Source organism: Novosphingobium sp. KA1 (assembly GCF_017309955.1).
Classification (GTDB): Bacteria; Pseudomonadota; Alphaproteobacteria; order Sphingomonadales; family Sphingomonadaceae; genus Novosphingobium.
The window spans coordinates 3,130,349-3,148,854 of sequence record NZ_CP021247.1 but is presented as its reverse complement, the minus strand read 5'-3'; the positions used below and the strand labels follow the sequence as shown (position 1 = coordinate 3,148,854).

General features: G+C 64.0%; 19 protein-coding genes. 8 read left to right on the top strand and 11 right to left on the bottom strand.

What is annotated here, in order from left to right:
- Nucleotides 1-12: 12 nt before the first annotated feature.
- Nucleotides 13-804 (top strand): indole-3-glycerol phosphate synthase TrpC, encoded by a 792-nt coding sequence (trpC, locus tag CA833_RS15150; protein ID WP_207078524.1) that lies wholly within the window; start codon nucleotides 13-15, stop codon nucleotides 802-804.
- A 3-nt stretch (nucleotides 805-807) separates the two neighbouring features.
- Here trpC and CA833_RS15145 read toward each other — a convergent pair whose 3' ends face one another.
- Complete coding sequence (locus tag CA833_RS15145) at nucleotides 808-1,737, bottom strand: GyrI-like domain-containing protein (protein WP_242526127.1); 930 nt, start codon at nucleotides 1,735-1,737, stop codon at nucleotides 808-810.
- Here CA833_RS15145 and CA833_RS15140 point away from each other — a divergent pair.
- The 4 genes from CA833_RS15140 to lexA all read left to right on the top strand — a co-directional run bounded on the left by CA833_RS15140 (nucleotide 1,724) and on the right by lexA (nucleotide 4,439).
- Complete coding sequence (locus CA833_RS15140; RefSeq protein ID WP_207078523.1) at nucleotides 1,724-1,942, top strand: hypothetical protein; 219 nt, start codon at nucleotides 1,724-1,726, stop codon at nucleotides 1,940-1,942. The genes CA833_RS15145 and CA833_RS15140 overlap by 14 nt on opposite strands.
- On the top strand, nucleotides 1,939-2,421 hold the full coding sequence (moaC, locus tag CA833_RS15135) for a cyclic pyranopterin monophosphate synthase MoaC (protein ID WP_207078522.1): 483 nt from the start codon (nucleotides 1,939-1,941) through the stop codon (nucleotides 2,419-2,421). The genes CA833_RS15140 and moaC overlap by 4 nt, the downstream gene beginning before the upstream one ends.
- Nucleotides 2,421-3,641 carry a molybdopterin molybdotransferase MoeA gene (locus CA833_RS15130; RefSeq protein WP_207078521.1) on the top strand — a complete coding sequence of 407 codons (1,221 nt, stop codon included), beginning with the start codon at nucleotides 2,421-2,423 and terminating at the stop codon, nucleotides 3,639-3,641. Before moaC ends, CA833_RS15130 begins: the two co-directional genes overlap by 1 nt.
- Before the next feature lie 114 nt (nucleotides 3,642-3,755).
- The gene (lexA, locus tag CA833_RS15125; protein WP_207078520.1) at nucleotides 3,756-4,439 is read left to right on the top strand and encodes a transcriptional repressor LexA; all 684 of its coding nucleotides are present in this window, start codon (nucleotides 3,756-3,758) and stop codon (nucleotides 4,437-4,439) included.
- A 168-nt stretch (nucleotides 4,440-4,607) separates the two neighbouring features.
- Here the strand turns inward: lexA and CA833_RS15120 are convergent, their stop codons facing one another.
- The gene (locus CA833_RS15120) at nucleotides 4,608-6,815 is read right to left on the bottom strand and encodes a ComEC/Rec2 family competence protein (protein ID WP_207078519.1); all 2,208 of its coding nucleotides are present in this window, start codon (nucleotides 6,813-6,815) and stop codon (nucleotides 4,608-4,610) included.
- Between the two features lie 29 nt (nucleotides 6,816-6,844).
- Between CA833_RS15120 and gltX the strand changes: the two genes are divergently transcribed.
- From gltX to CA833_RS15105, 3 genes are all read left to right on the top strand, one after another.
- The gene (gltX, locus tag CA833_RS15115; RefSeq protein ID WP_207078518.1) at nucleotides 6,845-8,299 is read left to right on the top strand and encodes a glutamate--tRNA ligase; all 1,455 of its coding nucleotides are present in this window, start codon (nucleotides 6,845-6,847) and stop codon (nucleotides 8,297-8,299) included.
- Nucleotides 8,300-8,312: 13 nt separating this feature from the next.
- On the top strand, nucleotides 8,313-9,596 hold the full coding sequence (locus CA833_RS15110) for a citrate synthase (RefSeq protein ID WP_207078517.1): 1,284 nt from the start codon (nucleotides 8,313-8,315) through the stop codon (nucleotides 9,594-9,596).
- A gap of 154 nt (nucleotides 9,597-9,750) precedes the next feature.
- Nucleotides 9,751-9,972, top strand: coding sequence for a hypothetical protein (locus CA833_RS15105; RefSeq protein WP_142633968.1), 222 nt, complete (start codon nucleotides 9,751-9,753; stop codon nucleotides 9,970-9,972).
- Nucleotides 9,973-10,057: 85 nt separating this feature from the next.
- On the opposite strand, the gene CA833_RS15100 is transcribed toward CA833_RS15105, so the two are convergent.
- The 9 genes from CA833_RS15100 to CA833_RS15060 all read right to left on the bottom strand — a co-directional run bounded on the left by CA833_RS15100 (nucleotide 10,058) and on the right by CA833_RS15060 (nucleotide 18,506).
- Entirely contained in the window at nucleotides 10,058-11,434 is a 1,377-nt protein-coding gene (locus CA833_RS15100) for a sensor histidine kinase KdpD (protein WP_207078516.1), read from the bottom strand.
- Complete coding sequence (locus CA833_RS15095) at nucleotides 11,434-12,306, bottom strand: hypothetical protein (protein ID WP_242526126.1); 873 nt, start codon at nucleotides 12,304-12,306, stop codon at nucleotides 11,434-11,436. The genes CA833_RS15100 and CA833_RS15095 overlap by 1 nt, the downstream gene beginning before the upstream one ends.
- 116 nt (nucleotides 12,307-12,422) lie before the next feature.
- Nucleotides 12,423-13,613 carry a hypothetical protein gene (locus CA833_RS15090; RefSeq protein ID WP_207078514.1) on the bottom strand — a complete coding sequence of 397 codons (1,191 nt, stop codon included), beginning with the start codon at nucleotides 13,611-13,613 and terminating at the stop codon, nucleotides 12,423-12,425.
- A gap of 94 nt (nucleotides 13,614-13,707) precedes the next feature.
- Nucleotides 13,708-14,010 (bottom strand): Hpt domain-containing protein, encoded by a 303-nt coding sequence (locus CA833_RS15085; protein WP_207078513.1) that lies wholly within the window; start codon nucleotides 14,008-14,010, stop codon nucleotides 13,708-13,710.
- 64 nt (nucleotides 14,011-14,074) lie between these two features.
- Nucleotides 14,075-15,127: a site-specific integrase gene (locus CA833_RS15080; protein WP_207078512.1), complete on the bottom strand. Its 1,053-nt coding sequence runs from the start codon at nucleotides 15,125-15,127 to the stop codon at nucleotides 14,075-14,077.
- The gene (locus CA833_RS15075) at nucleotides 15,111-15,350 is read right to left on the bottom strand and encodes a hypothetical protein (RefSeq protein WP_207078511.1); all 240 of its coding nucleotides are present in this window, start codon (nucleotides 15,348-15,350) and stop codon (nucleotides 15,111-15,113) included. The genes CA833_RS15080 and CA833_RS15075 overlap by 17 nt, the downstream gene beginning before the upstream one ends.
- Entirely contained in the window at nucleotides 15,347-15,670 is a 324-nt protein-coding gene (locus CA833_RS15070) for a hypothetical protein (protein WP_207078510.1), read from the bottom strand. Before CA833_RS15070 ends, CA833_RS15075 begins: the two co-directional genes overlap by 4 nt.
- Nucleotides 15,667-18,276: a DNA methyltransferase gene (locus CA833_RS15065; protein ID WP_207078509.1), complete on the bottom strand. Its 2,610-nt coding sequence runs from the start codon at nucleotides 18,274-18,276 to the stop codon at nucleotides 15,667-15,669. Before CA833_RS15065 ends, CA833_RS15070 begins: the two co-directional genes overlap by 4 nt.
- On the bottom strand, nucleotides 18,273-18,506 hold the full coding sequence (locus CA833_RS15060; RefSeq protein ID WP_207078508.1) for a DUF5131 family protein: 234 nt from the start codon (nucleotides 18,504-18,506) through the stop codon (nucleotides 18,273-18,275). The genes CA833_RS15065 and CA833_RS15060 overlap by 4 nt, the downstream gene beginning before the upstream one ends.

Genomic DNA, 18,506 nt, shown 5'->3' with positions numbered 1-18,506 from the left:
GAGAGGGATACGATGTCCGACAAGCTTACCGAGATCTGCGACACCAAGCGCGAGGAAGTTGCCGAGCGCAAGGCCGTCGCCACAATGGCCGACCTCGACGCGCATGCCGCCTATCAGACCGCCCCGCGCGGGTTCGAGACGGCCTTGCGCGCAAAGGCCACGACCGGCTTCGCACTGATCGCCGAAATCAAGAAAGCTTCGCCGTCCAAAGGACTGATTCGGCCTGATTTCCGTCCGGCCGAACATGCCCTGGCCTATGAGCGCGGCGGCGCCGCCTGCCTTTCGGTGCTGACCGACGCGCCCTACTTCCAGGGTCATGAGGACTTCCTGATGGACGCCCGCGCGGCGTGCTCGCTGCCAGTGATCCGCAAGGACTTCATGGTCGATCCCTGGCAGGTGGCCGAGGCCCGCTCGATCGGTGCCGACGCGATCCTCATCATTGTTGCCGCTCTCGATGACGTGCTGATGGCCGAGATCGAAGCCGCTGCCCACGAACGCGGCATGGATTGCCTTGTCGAAGTTCACAACGAATCCGAAATGGAGCGCGCAAGTCGCTTGAAATCAAGGTTGATCGGCGTGAACAACCGCGACCTCAAGCGCTTCGTCACCGATATCGGCACCACCGAGCGGCTTGCCCCGCTGGCCCCCGAAGGCACGCTGCTCGTCGCCGAAAGCGGCATCAACACCCACGCCGACCTCGAAAGACTCTCAGGTTGCGGCGCACGGACCTTCCTCGTCGGCGAAAGCCTGATGCGGGAAGCAGATGTCGAGGCGGCAACCCGCGCCTTGCTGACCGGCGCCTGATCCTCAGGCCAGCGGCAAGATCAATTCGGTAAGCGCCTCTGCCGCGGACACTTGCGGATAGAGGCGCCCCCGTTCGCAGAAGAGCGGGAAATCGCGAAGGGTTTCGCCGCTGGCCGGCAACCAGTCCCGGTAGAGCAGCGTCGCCGGTTCCTCCAGATCCATCGCCGGGCCGGTAACGGCCAGGACCGCGCACCGACCACCGGGGATCTCCTCCACCCGAACCCGGTCGTCGCCCACAAACCATGACGGCACGGAGGCACAGAGCCATACGCGGTGACCGCCTTCGACTGCGGTGCGAGGATCCGTCGGAAAGACATTGAAAGTACGGCTTTTACCCGGCGAAAAACCAAATTCCCTGCGCCAGTCGATAAAGCGGCGGATGCTATCCCCGATGCCCGCAGGATCGCCGCGATGCTCCATCACCGCCACACGCACGGCGGCAAATTCACGGATCTCGACTGCTGTCGTCATGACGTCATTCATGGCCTTGCTCCTTGCTGCCTGAAGTGACGCACTCACCGCCTCCCACGCCGACCAGTCCGGCGCCGATCGAAATGCCGATGGTGTCTGGCCAAGCCGCGCGCGGAACGCCCGCGCAAATGCCTCGGGCGCCTCGTATCCGGCATCCAGCGCCGCGTCGATCACCCGGGTGCCGGGGCGGAATGCAAGTTGCATCGCGGCCCGGTGCAACCGGGAAAGCTGCACGAAACGCTGAAGCGGCATCCCGCACAGGGCCCGGAACTGGCGATGGAAGTGAAACGGCGAGAACCCCGCCCAAGCTGCGATCGTTTCGAGGTCGGCCGCGGCATCCGGCTCGGCCTCGATCCGCTCCACCACGCGCGCCATCCGCTCGAGATAGCGGCGCCTGGAATGCTCAGGTCTTTTCGAGGTTTGCGTCATGGTCACCACATTGCCCGCAATGACCCCGGCCATCCTGACCGATCTTGCGAAAATTGCCCCGGAGCACCTGTCCTACCACGCCGAATTCTGCCATCGCGGTGTCATGACCGATCGCCTGTTCTTCGTTGAAAGCGCGCAAATCCGCCCGTTCGGCAGCCAGCGCGCTTTCACTTCAGAACCGTGTCAACCGTGTCAACCGACCTGTCACCTTGTAGCCCGGACGAACCGCCCGAAATGACCAAGAACCTCACCCACATCGATTCGGACGGCACCGCCCGCATGGTGGACGTCGGCGCCAAGGCCGAAACCCAGCGCCTCGCGGTCGCCTCGGGCCGTATCACCATGACAGCCACGGCGCTGGAGGCGATCCGCGCCGGCAATGCCCCAAAGGGTGACGTACTGGGCACCGCCCGTATCGCCGGGATCATGGCAGGCAAGAAGACATCCGACCTGATCCCGATGTGCCACCCGCTGATGCTCGATGCCGTCAATGTCGATTTCAACTTCGAGGACAACGCCATCCGGGCCACGGCGACCGCTTCACTCACCGGCAAGACCGGAGTCGAAATGGAAGCAATTACAGCAACATCAATGGCACTCCTGACAATCTATGACATGGCCAAGGCGCTCGACAAGGGCATGGTCGTTGGCGAGATCCGCCTGATCGAGAAGCGGGGCGGAAAGTCCGGCCACTGGATCGCGGAGGACCTTGCCTGATGACCCCAGGTCGAATGCTGACGCTCGAGCAGGCACAGGAAAGGCTGCTGAAACTGGTCACCCCGCTGTCGATCGAGCGGGTCGACATGGAAGGCGCACTCGGGCGCTATCTCGCCGAGCCGCTGTTCGCGCGGCGCACCCAACCTGCCGCCGATGTCTCGGCCATGGACGGTTATGCCGTCGCCTCCAGCGATCTGGCCGGTCCGTGGCACGTCATCGGCGAAAGCGCAGCCGGCCATCCTTATGCCGAGACGGTCGCCCCGGGGCAGGCCGTGCGCATTTCCACCGGCGCACTCCTTCCTGCAGGCGCCGATGCGGTGATCGTACAGGAAGACCTTGCCCGCGATGATCATCATATCACGCTGACCGGCGACGGCCCCTCTCCTGCCGGCAAGCACATCCGCTGCCGAGGCATGGACTTTCCGGAGGGCCGCGAAATCCTGCCGGCGGGCATCCGGATTGGCCCCGCGCAGGCGGCCCTGGCAATTGCCGCCGGTCACAAGCACCTCCCCGTCTGCCGCATGCCGCGCATCGCGGTGATCGACAGCGGCGACGAACTCGCGCCCGATCCGGAAACCTGCGAAACACATCAGGTCCCCGCCAGCAATGGCGTGATGCTCGCGGCCCTCGCACGGACCCTTCCGGTGGAAATCACGCGGATCGGACCGGTCGCCGACCATCTCGACGCCCTGCTTGCCGCCTTCGAATCCGCCAAAAACGTGGACCTTGTCATCACCAGCGGCGGGGCATCCGTCGGCGATCATGACCTGATCCGTCCCGCCCTCGAAGCGTGGGGCGCCCGGATCGACTTCTGGCGCGTGGCCATCAAGCCGGGCAAGCCGCTGCTGGTTGCCGTCAAGACTGCAAGCGCGCGCCAACAGATCGTGCTCGGCCTGCCCGGCAATCCCGTGTCCAGTCTGGTCACCGCCTATCATTTCCTGCTGCCGGTATTACGCGCGATGCTGGGCGCGCGCAGCCCGCTCCCGCTGTCATTCGAGGCACGCCTTGCCGCACCGCTTCCCGCCAGTTCGGATCGCCGGGTATTCCTGCGGGGGCTCTGGGACGGCGCGACGGTCACCTCTCATGTGCTCCAGGATAGCGGCGCACTGGGCGCCCTGGCGGCCAGCAATGTGCTCATCGATCGACCGGCAGGCATGCCAGCCGCCGAAGCCGGAGATCCGGTACGGGTCTACTTGCTCCAGAATGGCGGTATCGCTTGACGATGCACATTTCGTTGCTTAGTTGTTCTCGCATTGTTCGCGAACAGAACTCGAAGTGTTCTACGCGAGAGGAACAAGGCCGCATCGCGCGGCCCATCAGGCGAGGCAGGCCACATGTTGACGCGCAAGCAGCACGAATTGCTCCGGTTCATCCAGCTCAGGCTTGAGGACAGCGGCGTCTCGCCCAGCTTCGAAGAGATGAAGGACGCGCTGGACCTCAAGTCGAAGTCCGGGGTGCACCGCCTGATTTCCGCGCTCGAGGAACGCGGCTTCATCCGGCGCCTGCCGAACCGCGCGCGCGCTCTGGAAGTGCTCCGCCAGCCCGAAGACATCACCAGCAAACCGATTGCCACGCCAAAGGCTCTCGAAGTGCCGCAATCCGCGCCTGTCGCGGCAAGCAGCGCTCCGGCAAACGACGTGATCGAAATTCCGCTCCACGGGCGCATTGCCGCGGGCGTTCCGATCGAGGCACTCGAAGGCCAGTCTACATTGCCTGTGCCGGCCGCCCTGCTTGGAGCGGGAGAACACTACGCTCTTGAAGTATCCGGCGACTCGATGATCGAAGCCGGCATTCTCGATGGCGATCTCGCCTTGGTGAAGCGCACCGACATCGCCCGTGACGGCGAGATCGTAGTGGCGCTCGTGCGCGGCGAGGAAGCGACGCTCAAGTACTTGCGCCGCGAGGGCGGCAAGGTTCGCCTCGATCCGGCGAATGCCGCGTACGAACCACAGATCTACGGCGCCGATGAAGTTCAGGTGCAAGGCAAGCTGACCGGCATTCTTCGCCAGTATCACTGACGAGAGGTAGCCGCCTGCCGGAACCCCGGACTTCGGCTGCCCCAGCCACTGCGCTTGCTGCACGAAGATGCATGGTTTTTCCCTTCGCCAACCACGTATGGAACAGGCGCAAATCGCCAGGCATAGGCGGCGCAAAACGGTATCCGGGCGACATGAACCCGCCGTTTTTCAGCCGCCTTGTGCCGTACGCCACCAACCGTGCTGGCCCTGTTCCTGAGCAACGCTCTGAAAAGTCGCATTCCCAAGGTCAACCGTTACACCGCCGGTCCGCGCAAGCGCCTGTCGATCGAATTTCAGCCATCTCGGGCTGCACGCTGGTGGCAGGTAACGATCGGCGATGACGATGTCGCTGGCAGCACAGGCCCGAGCGAGTGAAGCCAGAGGCACATGCGCACGGTTGCGCGAAAGCAGGATCCGCCAGATCCGTCCGGTTTTCTCGACCGTCACCAGGCAAAACTCAGCGTTGCAACGCGCGCCCGACCAATCCTGCAAGGCCACCGTTCCCGACCGGAGCCCCGCAGTCTCGACGAGACTGTCTCTTGCATAGTCCCCCACACCGTCGCGCAGCACGGCCAACTTCGAGCCGTTGTCGACCACCAGAGCGACATGGCGGCCATCGCCGGAAACCATGATGTCCGGCGGTTGCACCATCAGCAGCCCGCCTAGCCCCAGGACAGCGGGAACAACACCCCAGAAACGGACCCGGTGGCTCCACAGCGCGAACCACAGCCCGCCGATGACAAAAAGGAGGAAATGGCCGCCGCCCATCCTGGGCATGGCGCTGACCGCACCCGGGAAATGCGCGACGTTCCTGGCAAGCGCAAGGAGCATCGAGATCGCCTCCCCGGACAGCCACCAGACCGGCTCACCGACACCCGCAAGGTCGAGCAGCAGGCTGAATGCAACCAGCGGCATGATGACAAATGTCGTAAGCGGTATGGCTACCAGATTGGCAAGTGCGCCGTACACCCCGGCGCGGTGGAAGTGATAAAGCCCGATCGGCATCAGGACACATTCGATCGCCACGCCCGTCACCAGCATCAGCGTCAGCGCGCGCGCCAGCTTCATCGGCCAAGCATCGTCGCGCGGACTCAGCATTCGCTGAATCGGCCCCGCATTGCCAACAACGATCAGGGCAAGAACTGCCGCAAAACTCATCTGGAAGCTCGGCCCGACAATGCTCTCCGGCCAGAACAGCATCACCGCGAACGCAGCTGCCGCAAGCAGGCGGACCGACAGGGCCTCTCGCCCCAGCGCCAGCGCAGTCAGTACCAGCAGGGCCCCTGCACAGGAGCGGACCGTGGGTACCTGAGAACCTGTAAGCACCGTGTAGCCTATTCCGGCGAGCGCCCCGACGGCCGCAGCCGCTACAGGTAGCCGGACCCGCAGCGCAACGGCGGGGAAAAGCGCCAGGAGCCGCAGGATGACGACATATACCGCCCCGATCACGGCGCTGACATGCAGGCCACTGATCGAAAGCAGATGCGCCAGCCCGGAATCGCGCATCGCCTGGGCATCGCTTTCGCCGATGCTGCCCATATCGCCAGTCACAAGCGCAACCGCGATTCCGGCTTCCGCGGGAGCGAGCCGTGACCGGACATGGCCGGCAAGTTCGGAACGCCATCGTGCCAACCGATCTCCACTCTCGCTCGCGCCCGGCGCAAGCACCACGATCGGCGCGGTGACGCTTCCCGTCGCGGACAGGCCGGAGAACCACGCCGCCCGGGCGAAATCGTAGCCTCCCGGAAACATCGGCGGTGCAGGCGCAATCAGCCTGCCATGGAATCGGATCAATGCGCCCGGCGCAATCAAGAGCCCCTGTGAGTTGCGTGCAAAGCGTGTCGAAACGTTGACCCTGACCTTGATCGCACGCCCGGTGCCCGGTTCCCGCATTGCCAGCACCAGCCTGTCACGCGAGAATGCCGGTTGCTCCTCCACCGACAGCACCCGCCCCACCAGACTGCCCGAAATCGGACGCGAAATCGCGGCCGTGCCGACCAGCGCGGACTTCCCCCAGATCACCAGAAAACCCGCAAGAATCAGCACCGCCAGCGACCAGGCGGCACGGCGCAGGAACGGATAACGGGACCTTCCCTCCCGCCACGCCGCGCCCCCTGCTCCAATGACGACACAAATGGCGCTGAATGCGATCCAGTACGCCGGCCCCGGCAAGGTAAACCAGCACAGGATTCCGGTTCCGAAAGCTGCAACTAACCATGGCCCTCTATCGAAACCGCAGTTCGAAAGAAAACACTCGACTTCGTCCAATCTGCTCGACATGTGGCTCTGGCTGATCCATGGGCGATGCTGCAATGCAGCGCCTCCGACGCACGTCGGAAGCTCGGGATCATCGGTCGTGGCGGCTTGGCTGGCCATGGCCGACATTAGGACGGAAGGTAATAACAATGGCAAGCGGCAGTGCATCGAGCGGACAGACGGAAAAGAAAGCCGTCGTCACTCGTTTTGCCCCCTCGCCCACGGGTTTCCTGCATATCGGCGGGGCCCGTACCGCGCTTTTCAACTGGCTTTACGCCCGTCACCACGGTGGCAAATATCTGCTCCGCATCGAGGACACCGACCGCGCCCGCTCGACGGAGCCCGCAATCGAGGCCATTTTCGACGGACTGACCTGGCTCGGCCTTGAAGGCGATGAGCCCGCCGTGTTCCAGTTCGCCCGCTCGGACCGTCATGCCGAAGTCGCGGCCGAACTCATGGCGCGCGGCCACGCCTATCGTTGCTACCTGACGCCAGAAGAACTGGCAGAGCGTCGCCAGAAAGCACAGGAAGAACGTCGCCCGTTCCGAATCGACAGCGAATGGCGCGATGCCGATCCGTCGACCTGGCCGGCCGACAAGTCCTACGTCGTGCGTATCAAGGCACCGCGCGAAGGCGAGACCACGATCGCCGACCTCGTGCAGGGCGAAGTCACCGTCAAGAACGAGGAAATCGACGACTTCGTCATCCTGCGTTCGGACGGCACGCCCACCTACATGCTCGCGGTCGTGGTCGACGACAACGATATGGGCGTCACCCATGTCCTGCGCGGCGACGATCATCTCAACAACGCGTTCCGCCAGCTGGTCATCATTCACGGCATGGACTGGGACGTGCCCGTCTATGGCCACGTGCCGCTGATCCATGGTTCGGACGGCGCCAAGCTTTCCAAGCGCCACGGCGCGCTGGGCGTCGATGCCTACCGCGACGAGATGGGCGTGCTGCCCGAAGCCCTCTTCAATTACCTGCTGCGCCTCGGCTGGGGTCACGGCGATGAAGAATTCATCGGCCGCGACCAGGCCGTGGAATGGTTCGACATGGCGGACGTGGGCAAGTCGCCCTCGCGCTTCGACTTTGCCAAGCTGCAGAATCTCAACGGCCATTACCTGCGCGAGGCGGACGACACCCGCCTTGCCGATCTGGTCGCACCGCGCCTCGCCAGGGCCGGTTACGAAAATCCCGACATGGCCCTGCTCGCGCAGGCCATGCCCGTGCTGAAGGTCCGGGCCAAGGACCTCAACGAACTTGCAGAAGGCGCGGCCTTCCTGTTCGCCAAGCGCCCCCTCGCATTCAGCGAGAAGGCGCAGGCGCTCCTGACCGACGAGGCGCGCTCGCGTCTTGCCGACATTCACGGGCGTCTTTCCGGGGTTTCCGATTGGAACCTCGAGGCATTGGAAGCCTGCCTGAAGGCAATGGCCGAGGAGCTGGGATTAGGCCTCGGCAAACTCGCGCAGCCGCTGCGCGCTGCCCTGACGGGTCAGACGACCTCTCCGGGCATTTTCGACGTACTGGTACTGCTCGGCCGGGACGAAAGCCTTGCTCGCATTGGCGAGCAGGCAGACGCCACGACCGGGTCGCACATATAAGGAGTAATAACTGGTGGGTGATCAGGTCAAACTGAATGCTGGTGGCACGGAATTCGATTATCCCGTGCTCAAGGGCAGCGTCGGTCCGGACGTAATCGATATCCGGAAGCTCTACGCCCAGACGGGCAAGTTCACGTACGACCCCGGCTTCACGTCGACGGCCAGCTGCGAGAGCGCGCTCACCTATATCGACGGTGACGAGGGCGTCCTTCTGCACCGCGGCTATCCGATCGGCCAGCTGGCCGAGAATTCGTCGTTCATGGAAACCAGCTACCTGCTGCTCAACGGCGAACTGCCGAACGCAGACGAACTGGCGACTTTCAAGAACACCATCACCCGCCACACCATGCTCCACGAGCAGCTGGCGAACTTCTACCGCGGTTTCCGCCGTGACGCCCACCCGATGGCGATCATGTGCGGCGTGGTCGGCGCCCTTTCGGCGTTCTACCACGACTCGACCGACATTTCGGATCCCGAGCACCGCAAGATCAGCTCGCACCGTCTCATCGCCAAGATGCCGACGATCGCCGCTGCCGCTTACAAGTACTCGGTCGGCCAGCCCTTCGTCTATCCCGACAACAAGCTGAGCTACACCGGCAACTTCCTGCGCATGACCTTCGGCGTGCCGGCGGAAGAATATGAAGTGATCCCCGCCGTCGAAAAGGCGATGGACCGCATCTTCATCCTCCACGCCGACCACGAGCAGAACGCCTCGACCTCGACCGTGCGCCTCGCCGGTTCGTCGGGCGCCAATCCCTTTGCCTGCATCGCTGCCGGTATCGCCTGCCTCTGGGGCCCTGCCCACGGCGGCGCGAACGAAGCCGCGCTCAACATGCTGAAGGAAATCGGCACTCCCGACCGCATCCAGCACTACATCGACCGCGCCAAGGACAAGAACGATCCGTTCCGCCTGATGGGCTTCGGTCACCGCGTCTACAAGAACTACGACCCGCGCGCCACGGTCATGCAGAAGACCGTCCGCGAAGTGTTCGAAGCGCTCAAGGTCACCGATCCGCTGTTCGAAACCGCCCTTCGCCTCGAAGAAATCGCCCTCAGCGATCCGTACTTCGCAGAAAAGAAGCTGTTCCCGAACGTCGACTTCTACTCGGGCATCATCCTCTCGGCCATCGGCTTCCCGACCACGATGTTCACCGCGCTCTTCGCCCTTGCCCGCACCGTGGGCTGGGTCGCGCAGTGGAACGAAATGATCTCGGATCCAGGCCAGAAGATCGGCCGTCCGCGTCAGCTCTACACCGGCCCGACGCAGCGCGACTACGTGCCGATCGCCCAGCGCTGATCGCACGATACCGCGAGCAATCCCGGTACCCGATCAAGGCCCTCGCGCAAGCGGGGGCCTTTTTCGTTGCGCATCAACCACTCCGATTTGCAGTGGCCACAAATTTGCCGCAACATTGTCGCAAAGCACCGTCGAACCACTGCGAGTCGCGACTATGCTGTTTCTCAAGATCCTTGCTTACGCTTTCGGCGCGCTGGCCGTGGCATGCGGTTTGCTGTGGGTATGCCAGGGCACCGGGCTGCTGCTCTGGCCGGCCAACAGCTTCATGCTCGACGATCGCGGATGGGCCATTCGCGGCGCCGTCATGGTCAGCGTGGGCCTGATCCTGGTCTGGCTGGCCTATCGCGCCGACGGGCGCAGCAGGAACGGACTGTGACAGCCCATCCTTTTCGGGTTCGTTCAAGAATTTCAACTGGCCCGGCGGGCACCTGCCGCCCGTAGCGGCGCCGACCAGCAAGTACTCAGCCGGCCGGACGGTCCAGCGGCAACTCCAGGGTAAAGCGGGCCCCCTGCCCTGGCGCACTCTCGACCGAGAGATCACCGCCCATCGCCCGTGCCAGTCGCTGTGAAATATACAGGCCCAGCCCCGATCCACCGTCGCCGTTACGGCCAAGCCGTTCAAACTTCTCAAAGACGCGGCTCTGGTCTTCAGCCGCCAGCCCCGGCCCCTGGTCCGCCACCGTCACCCGGGCGCGGCCGCCTTCGGATGCCAGGCGGATCCAGATCTGCGAACGCTCGGGAGAGTAGCGGATGGCGTTGCCGATCAGGTTCAGGAGGATCTGCAAGACCCGACGGAACTCGGCAATCGTGGGCAGCTCTTCCGCGGGGTGCGGCGCCTCGACACAAATGCCCTTTTCCTGCGCCCGCACGTTGAGGATCCCGGCAGCCTGCCGCGCGACCTCGGACAAGTCGATCCGGTCCGGCGCCGTCGAGAAACTATCCGCCTCGACGGCTTCAAGATCGGCAAGGTCTTCCAGCAGCCCGAGCAGCAACTTGCCGGCCCCGGCGATCTCGCCTGCATATTCCGCATAAGCGTCGGGCAAGGGCCCGGCGAGGCGCGTGCGGATCGTCTCCGCATTGGCGATGATCCGGGCGATCGGCTGACGCAGGACCGGCGCCAGATCCTGCCCGACCAGGCTGCGGCGGGAAAAATGCTCCGCCACCGGGACGGCGCCGACGGCTTCGGATGCCGGAACATCGGAAACCAGCAGCAATTCGAAACCGCCCGGCTCGAACCCTGGTTGCAACTGCGGCACCAGGCTCACTCGCCAGGGACGCTCCGACCCGGCAACGACGACACGGGTGCCATCCAGCAGGCGCCAATGCAGCGGCTGCTTGTGGGTGACACTTTCAGGAGGGAGAAACTCCGTCCATGGGCGCCCCAGTCCTGCCGCCATCGCCTGCGCGGCGGCAGACAGTTCGGCGCTTTCACAATCGACTGCCAGAACACGCTGGGCACTGTCGAGCCTTGCCGTCAATTCAGCCAGATGCCGGTCGATGGCCATGCGCCGCAGGTCTGCCACCGAAGCATCTTCGGTGACCAGCGGGATCGCCTGCCAGTGACGAACAAGGATCTCGCACTGGCCGTTTTCCTGCGGCTCGACCTCGACCCAGGCGGTCACCGCCTCGACACCGTCCTGCGCGGCGATCGCACGGGCCAGACGGAAACCGTAGCTGCGGGCCTTGCGCACAAGTTCGAGCAATTCGGGTATGGCGATGACGCCGGGAATATCGCCGCCGCAACGCTGCTGCAGCCCGGCCAGCGGCTCGTCCACGCGCATCAGGACATCCTGCGCGTCGCATTCGGCTCGTGCCAAGATGCTTCCCGGTGCCAACATCAGCCGCCGTATCGCCCCGTCGCCAGGATGGCGCCGGCCAGATCGGAGCCGATCTGTGCTAATCCGCCGGGCAGAACGATGCCGGGCTGAAGTGTCAGCATCTGACGCGAGACGTCATCCGCGGTCAGGCCTGCCGCCCGCAAGGCCAGCACGAAACGGGCGATCTGCGGCTCATGCGTGGAAAGCGCGAGCACGTCGCGCGGCTGCCCCGAAGCCAACGAAAGCGCTGTCAGAAACAGCCCGAGTCCAGCCCTGTCGAGCGCCAGGGCCACGCCGGCATCCCGGCCAAGGCCCATGATCAGCCTTGCTCCAAGGCCAAGGCGGCTGCTTCCCTCGTCATAACGCGCGCGGATGGCGGCCTCCGCCGCGTTAGCGCGCTGCGCACTTCCCGCCAGCACCGAGCGCAAGGCAAGGCGGGCACCATGCAGGAGTTCGCCGGGAAGTTCGGTAAACGGCAAGCCCATGCGCCGCTGCGCCTGGCTCCACCGCGCCTGCGCTGCCAGCCATGTCATCGCCAAGGCTTGCGCAGCCTCGTCATCGCCCGAGACAAGGGACTGGACAAGCGGCGACACCACCGGGTCCAGCGCCGCGCGTGCCTGCAGCCGATCAGTCAGGAGCCACTCGATGGCCAGGGCGTGAACGTGCAAAAGCAGCTCCCGCCTGTCCATCAGGGCCCGCACCAGCAGTTCATGCTCTGTCACGCCAGGATCCCGGACGCCCGCGCCCGGCGACGCCTCATCCGCGGCCGTCAGAAGATTGCGTGCGAGATCGGCAAACATGCCGCGCACCCGCGCCAGCACCTCATCGCTGAACAAGGGGGCATCGTGCGCCGACAGCAGATGGCGCAGGACCGGCTGAACATTGCCCGCCAAGGCATCCCCGCGTGCGAGCTCGGCTCGCATCACGGCCTCGGCGTCTTCGACGCCGGCGGGATGGACAGCATTGTCTAACATCCGTCCCGTCTACCTTGCCCCTGGTTAAGCTCCGGTTATCCTTGCCGACGCAGCGGCAGCGCCATTCCGACAATGACCAGGGCAACCGCCATGATTTCAACAACCGGTTCAACCTGCCCGAAAGCAGCGGCAAACGCCAGTACCAGCGCGATCAGCACACGATCTCCCGCAAGCCGCACCGGACCACCCGCCACCACACGAGGAACCAGGGTCATAAGCAGGATCAGCATCACCGGTGGAAACAGCCACGACAACAGGGTTTCCCCGAACAGCCGCGGCACGCTCGCCAGCATGAGGCCGCCCAAGGCCACGTCGACAAGCCACCCCAAGGCATCGGCACGCGGAATGGCCGGCGGCATTTGTCCAAGGGACTGGCGTTCCGCCGCGCGCAGCAACCGGCTGCTTTCCACCAGCACCCCCGCCAGCGCTACCAGCAGGAACCCGAAGAGACTGGCCCCGAACCACGCGAGCCCGCCGGAAATCGACAATGCGACCAGAACGGCAGCGCTCAGCACATTGCTCGCGTTGCCGGCATGAAGCAACGAGGAACCGAACGTCAGCACCCCGTGCCGTGCGATGGCCGCGCCGGTTCCTCCGCCCTGCACTTGCGAGAAGCGCGCCCTCAGCCATTCGATCTCGACACCATGCGCTTCGGTATCGTCGTGAACCATGCGCCAATTCGCCGCGGTCCTGGCGGGCGCGGGAATTTCGCGCATCGCCACGCCCGATTGCAGGGCAATCCGCATCAAGCCCGAGGGCACATCGCAGTCGGAGGGCAATTCGTGCAGATTTTCCACCAGCCTGCCCGGGATCTGCATGATGCCGGCACCCGCGCGGTTGAGGTCGATCCGCTCAAACCCTTCGGCAAGCGCACCTTCCACAGGCTGCACCAGAACCGCAGGCGTAGTGCCGTCGAAACAGGGAACCACGCTGGCCGGATCGACAAACAGCCCCTCGCTGACGACAACAAGCTCGTCCTGCGCGGTCACCAGACCCGAAAGCGAGCGCGAACCGGTGGATATGTAGAACTGGAGCCCGGCGTTCTCCGCCGCATGCTGAAGCGCGATCAGTTCGGGCGAAGTACCGCGTGCAACGCAGATCACCCGCTGGCAATCGAGCGCAAGCGCCAGGCCAAGCTGATGCTGCGCAAGCGTCGCGCCGCCGACACGCAGGAACGCGCGCGGGCGCGGTTGCCCGGCAAGTGCAGGCTCCGTGATGGCGAGCAAGGCGATACGCAGCTTGAAAAACCTCCAGCAACCCGACAACGTTCAAGCGCCCCCATGTAAGCACAGGGGACGTGGGTGCCAAGCGCGCCGACGATCAGCCGGCGGAAAACTCTTCCAGATAAGTCCGCAACTGCCGGATCACGACCGGCTCGCCGGGAGCCGCATCCAGAGCCTGTTCGGCAAGCTCCAGCAAGGCATTGGAATGGAAACTGGCGGCCAGCCCCTTCAGCCGCATCGCCGCGACATGCCAGTTGCCGTCGCACCGCGCCCGGGCGAGCAGATCGATCTGCCGCGCCACGCTCTCGGCATAGGAGGCGCGCAATTCCGCGAAAAGTTCGGGATCTCCGCCCGCCGCCGCCGCGATTGTCGCTTCCAGAGCTCCAGGTTCATAGGCCATTTCCCCAGTATAATGAGCAAGGGGTTAATCCGGGGTAAACTGGACATTAACTTAACTCCTTGTTTTACAACACTTCCCCAAAAGGTTTTCCAACCCGTTTTCCTGTACTCGTACTGTTCTCTAGCTTGAGAATGGCCGCTTGCCCGAGGCGCCGACGGTTCACTCGAGCCGCATATTTCTCCACGATCTGGAAGGTCTGCCCAGTGATTGCCGACACCTCAGCGATCGTGCAGCCTGCCTCCAGAAGCGCGATGACGGCATTCTTGCGCAAGCCATGTGGCACGCACTCTTGCCCCTGACCCTTGGTGAAAGCCTTAAGTTCGTCACGAATCACATCGGTGGAGACCGGCCCACCAAGGTCATTCGCCAGGATCGTCATGCCGCGCTTCGGCGTGCGTGCCAGTTCGGCTGCAAGCGCGCTGTGGATCGGGGGGGAGACTTCCTTCTTCGTCTTCTTCTGGGTCACGAAGACCTCACCATCGCAGATGTCCGACCACCGCATTTTCACGACGTCGCTGATCCTCTGCCCTGTGAAGTAGAGCAAATGGACCGCGAGCCGGGTCCGGTCGTGTTTGGCATTAAGGCCGGCGTGCAGGATCGGCTCAGGCCAAGGCTCATGCTCGCCTCCTTTCCGCTTCTTCATGTCCTTCGTAGGTTCGAGAGCTGTCTTCTTGTTGAGCCTTCCCCAAGTGTAGAGGATGCCAACAAGTGAGAGGAATATGTTATAAGCACCTGTTCCAGATAGCTTATTGTCCAACACAAACTGCACGTCGTCGCGCTGCAGATCGTTGACGGGAAAATCGCCGAGGAATTTCACGACCTGGCGGTTGGTCTTGCGGTACAGGTCCTTGCTGCTGTCTGCCAAGTCGGTCCGCTTCTCCATGGCCACCTCATATTCGCGCACGAGATCCGCGATCGTGTAACCGGTCGCTTGGCGCTTCGTACGACCACCCAAGAGCGACGCATAACTGTCGTAAAATCCAACAGAACTCGGATGCGGAAGCCTGGCATAGATAGGCTTGTCATCGCCCGTTCTCTTGCCGGTGTTGAAGTAGGCGTAGAGCTTGCCCTTGGCCTTCACATACTTGACGTGATCGAGCTTAGGCAGCTTTGCCATATTCCCCTCTCAGCTTCCGGCGGTAGTCCGGAACGATTTCGCCGGACAGTCGGGCGAACGCCGCATCAAGCGCCTCCTTGCTCCAATGCTCACGTCCTCCGAATGTGATCCCGGCGGGCAGGCGCCCGGCGATGATCTCCCGCTCGAAGGCAGCCTCCGACATGTCGCAGTATTCAGCCGCGGTCTTGCGCTTCATCATGGCGGGCCAGCGAGCGATCGTCATGCCAATGCCCTCCCCACGGACGTCTCCCGCGCGCGCCGCGCCTCGCGTGCCTCGCGCACCTGATCGGGATGGACGATCTGCCCATTGTTTCCGTGCCAGGTCAGCCGGCCGCCATCAATCCACTCGCTCGGAAGCTCGCTCACGCCACCGTTCAGGAACGGCTCGATGTGCTCCGGCTTGAGGGCGAGATAGGAGATGATCGCCCCGGCCGTCTCCCGGCCGCCGACGCCCGCCTGCCGCGCCATGTCCTCGGACACCTTGGCGATGAACTCGATGAGGGCGGCCGGGGTCCAGTCCGCCAAGCGTTCTTCCATGCTCATGCTACATCCTCCAAGCCGAGCAAGCCGAAGAGCGTAGGCACGGCCGCCTGCGCTTCCGCCTCCTGCAGGTATCGGATGCTGTGGGCGTAGTAGTCCGGGTTGAGCTCGCTGCCCGCCCCGCGCCGGCCCTTCAGAAGCGCCCGCATGGGTACGGTGCCCAGACCGCAGAAGGGATCGTAGACGAGATCGCCTTCCATGCTGAACCGATCGATCAGCCGGTCGACGATGTCGAACTGCAGTGGGCAGACGTGCTTCTCCCGGCCCTTCGCCACCTGTTCGGCATTTAGCGTGCGCATCCTCACGACATCGTCCCAGGTGTCAGGATCGTGCGCACCGGGCGCCAGGCTCATGAAGGTGCGCGGAAGGTGACCGCGGGTGTCGTTCTTCTCGCGCGCCTCGATGTGCTCCCCGATCGCAACGTGCGCGTCGAAGTCATAGATCATCCCGCGCGTGCCCTGCATGAACGCCTTGACCAGCGGTCCCACGCCCATCTCGCCGAAGTGCTCGGCAGCTTCCGCGAGCTCGGGCGGCATTGCCAGGCGTTCGCCGCTCGATCGCCAGAAGGCATGCGCGTCGATCTGCCACTTGGCGAGGCTGTAATCCTCCGCCGACTTGCGCACCGGACGGTCAGCATAGCCCCGGCTGCGGTCGCTCTGCGGTTTACGCATCAGCAGGACATACTCCGGGGAGCCGACGCCCATCTTCGTGCCGTCCTTCAGCATCTCGCTGTAGGACAGGCGATAGGTCTGGTTGTTCTCCCGGACCACGTCGGTGTTGACGTGGATCATGCCCATGTACTGGAAGCCGTGCCGCCGGTAATGCATGATGCAATCGGCGTGGAACGGGTTCACCGTCGGCACGCCCTCGCCGGTCACGTTCCCGAACAGGATCCGGTCCTTCACGTGGACGCAGGCGAGACGGCCGGGTGCAAGTGCGCGCAGCAGTTCCGGCGTCAGGAAGTCCATCTGCGCGAAAAAGTGCGCATCGTCGTCAGTGTGGCCGAAGTCGTTGTAGCTGGGCGTATACTCGTAGTGGTTGCTGAATGGGATCGACGTGACGATCAGGTCCAGCGATCCCTCTTCGAGCAACCGCGCCTCTTCGACGCAGTCGTTATGCGCCAGCGTCCAGCCGGCGCCGGTGGTTTCCGTCCGTTCCACTCCGATGCTCCTTTTCATGGCGTCTGCGGCAGCGGCGTGGTTGAGGCCATACTTGCGGATGATCTCCGACATGCGGGCCTTCATCTCTTCGTCGCGCTGCCACTTGGCGAGCAGTTCACGTCGGACCGCGTCTTCGGTTTCGGCATAGATGATGTCGATCACGACCTGCCCCGATTGCAGGAACCGGTAGATGCGGTGGATCGCCTGGATGAAGTCGTTGAACTTGAAGCCAACGCCCGCGAAGATGGCGCGGTGGCAATGGCGCTGCAGGTTCGCGCCGCTGCCCAGCATCACAGGCTTTGCAGCAAGGCGCGAAAGCTCGCCGTCGGCGAACCGGCGCACAATCTCCTCGCGATCATCGAGGTCCTGCGCTCCATAGACCGCCTCTACGCCGTCCAGCTTCTCCAGCGCGCGGCGCTCATCCTCGAGGTCGTGCCACAGCAGGTAATGGTCTGCAGGATCCTCGGCCATGATCTCGCCAACCTTGGCGATACGTGCATCGAGGGTGCGCCGCTTCTCGCGGCTGGCGCCCACAACGCCGACAGCCTTGTCGCGGAAGAGCGCCGCTTGGCCGAAGTTGTCGGTCTCCCCGCCGCCGGAGATGTCCGTCTTCACCTCGTGCCACCGCACGATCATCTCGGGCAGGTCGTAGCCGTCATCGCTGAAACCGAGGTCGCTTGGGCGCTGCAGGAAAACAGACCAGCTGTTCACCCACAGCCAGAACTCGTCTTCCTTATGCGGGTACAGGTTGAGGTCGTTCGCTTTCTCACTGTTGCGCTGGAAGAAGCGGGTCAGGGCCTGCCCGGTATCCATGATGCCGAGGAAGCCGGCATAGTGGATCAGTTCCTTGTAGCGGTTCGGGCTTGGGGTGGCCGTCGCTACGAAGCGGTACGGGACCGCTTCGAACAGCGGCAGGAACTCTTGGAAGGTCTTCGAGCCATAGGAGCGCAGCACGCTTGCCTCATCCAGGCTGACGGCCGTGAACCGGGATACGTCGATCTTGCCGTCGCGCACGCTCTCGTAGTTGGTCAGGTAAAGGCCGCAGCTGTCCCCGATCTCGTCGATCTCAGCGTCAGACTTCACGAAGTGCAACGGAATGCCGAGCTTCTTGGCGTCGGCGATGAACTCGCGGCGCACGCCGAGCGGGGCGACGATAAGGCCCATGATCGGCACGGCAGGGCCATCAGCCCCGCGCCGCGCGGCCTCGAGCTTGTCGAGGACGATGTCGAGGATCAGCAGCTGCTGGATCGACTTACCCAGGCCGAACGCCTCGAAAAGCGCGCGACGCCCGCCCTCGACCGCCCAGCGGATGATAGCGCGCTGGTGCGGCCTAATCTTCTCGCCCGTCTTCAGGTGCGTGGGGACATCATCCAGAGCGCACGGCAGCCCGGCCGGCTGAGCCAATGGCGCCTTCGCTTCGAGAAAGGCCCGATAGTCCTGCTGCATCATGCCATGGCGCTCCGCACAGCATCTCGAGCCCTGATGTTCTCGCAGATGTGATTGTACTTCTCTCGGGAGATGAGGCCGGAGTGCTCAGCGCCAGCACCCCACTTCACGCCGAGGCGCACCGTGGCGAGATCGGCAGCATAGCAATTGTCGCAGCCGGGTCCGACCTTGGTGCAGCCGATCCACGGGTTGAAGGTGTGGTGGGTCCACTCGATTGCGCTGTTCTCGGCCAT

Coding starts and splice junctions, on each gene's coding strand:
- CA833_RS15140 (WP_207078523.1), top strand. CDS start 1,724: ATGACCCCGGCCATCCTGACCGATCTTGCGAAAATTGCCCCGGAGCAC.
- CA833_RS15085 (WP_207078513.1), bottom strand. CDS start 14,010: ATGGCCTATGAACCTGGAGCTCTGGAAGCGACAATCGCGGCGGCGGCG.
- CA833_RS15145 (WP_242526127.1), bottom strand. CDS start 1,737: ATGGCCGGGGTCATTGCGGGCAATGTGGTGACCATGACGCAAACCTCG.
- CA833_RS15105 (WP_142633968.1), top strand. CDS start 9,751: ATGCTGTTTCTCAAGATCCTTGCTTACGCTTTCGGCGCGCTGGCCGTG.
- CA833_RS15100 (WP_207078516.1), bottom strand. CDS start 11,434: ATGTTGGCACCGGGAAGCATCTTGGCACGAGCCGAATGCGACGCGCAG.
- CA833_RS15070 (WP_207078510.1), bottom strand. CDS start 15,670: ATGAGCATGGAAGAACGCTTGGCGGACTGGACCCCGGCCGCCCTCATC.
- CA833_RS15065 (WP_207078509.1), bottom strand. CDS start 18,276: ATGATGCAGCAGGACTATCGGGCCTTTCTCGAAGCGAAGGCGCCATTG.
- moaC (WP_207078522.1), top strand. CDS start 1,939: ATGACCAAGAACCTCACCCACATCGATTCGGACGGCACCGCCCGCATG.
- CA833_RS15120 (WP_207078519.1), bottom strand. CDS start 6,815: ATGGCCAGCCAAGCCGCCACGACCGATGATCCCGAGCTTCCGACGTGC.
- CA833_RS15075 (WP_207078511.1), bottom strand. CDS start 15,350: ATGACGATCGCTCGCTGGCCCGCCATGATGAAGCGCAAGACCGCGGCT.
- trpC (WP_207078524.1), top strand. CDS start 13: ATGTCCGACAAGCTTACCGAGATCTGCGACACCAAGCGCGAGGAAGTT.
- CA833_RS15130 (WP_207078521.1), top strand. CDS start 2,421: ATGACCCCAGGTCGAATGCTGACGCTCGAGCAGGCACAGGAAAGGCTG.
- lexA (WP_207078520.1), top strand. CDS start 3,756: ATGTTGACGCGCAAGCAGCACGAATTGCTCCGGTTCATCCAGCTCAGG.
- CA833_RS15060 (WP_207078508.1), bottom strand. CDS start 18,506: ATGGCCGAGAACAGCGCAATCGAGTGGACCCACCACACCTTCAACCCG.
- gltX (WP_207078518.1), top strand. CDS start 6,845: ATGGCAAGCGGCAGTGCATCGAGCGGACAGACGGAAAAGAAAGCCGTC.
- CA833_RS15080 (WP_207078512.1), bottom strand. CDS start 15,127: ATGGCAAAGCTGCCTAAGCTCGATCACGTCAAGTATGTGAAGGCCAAG.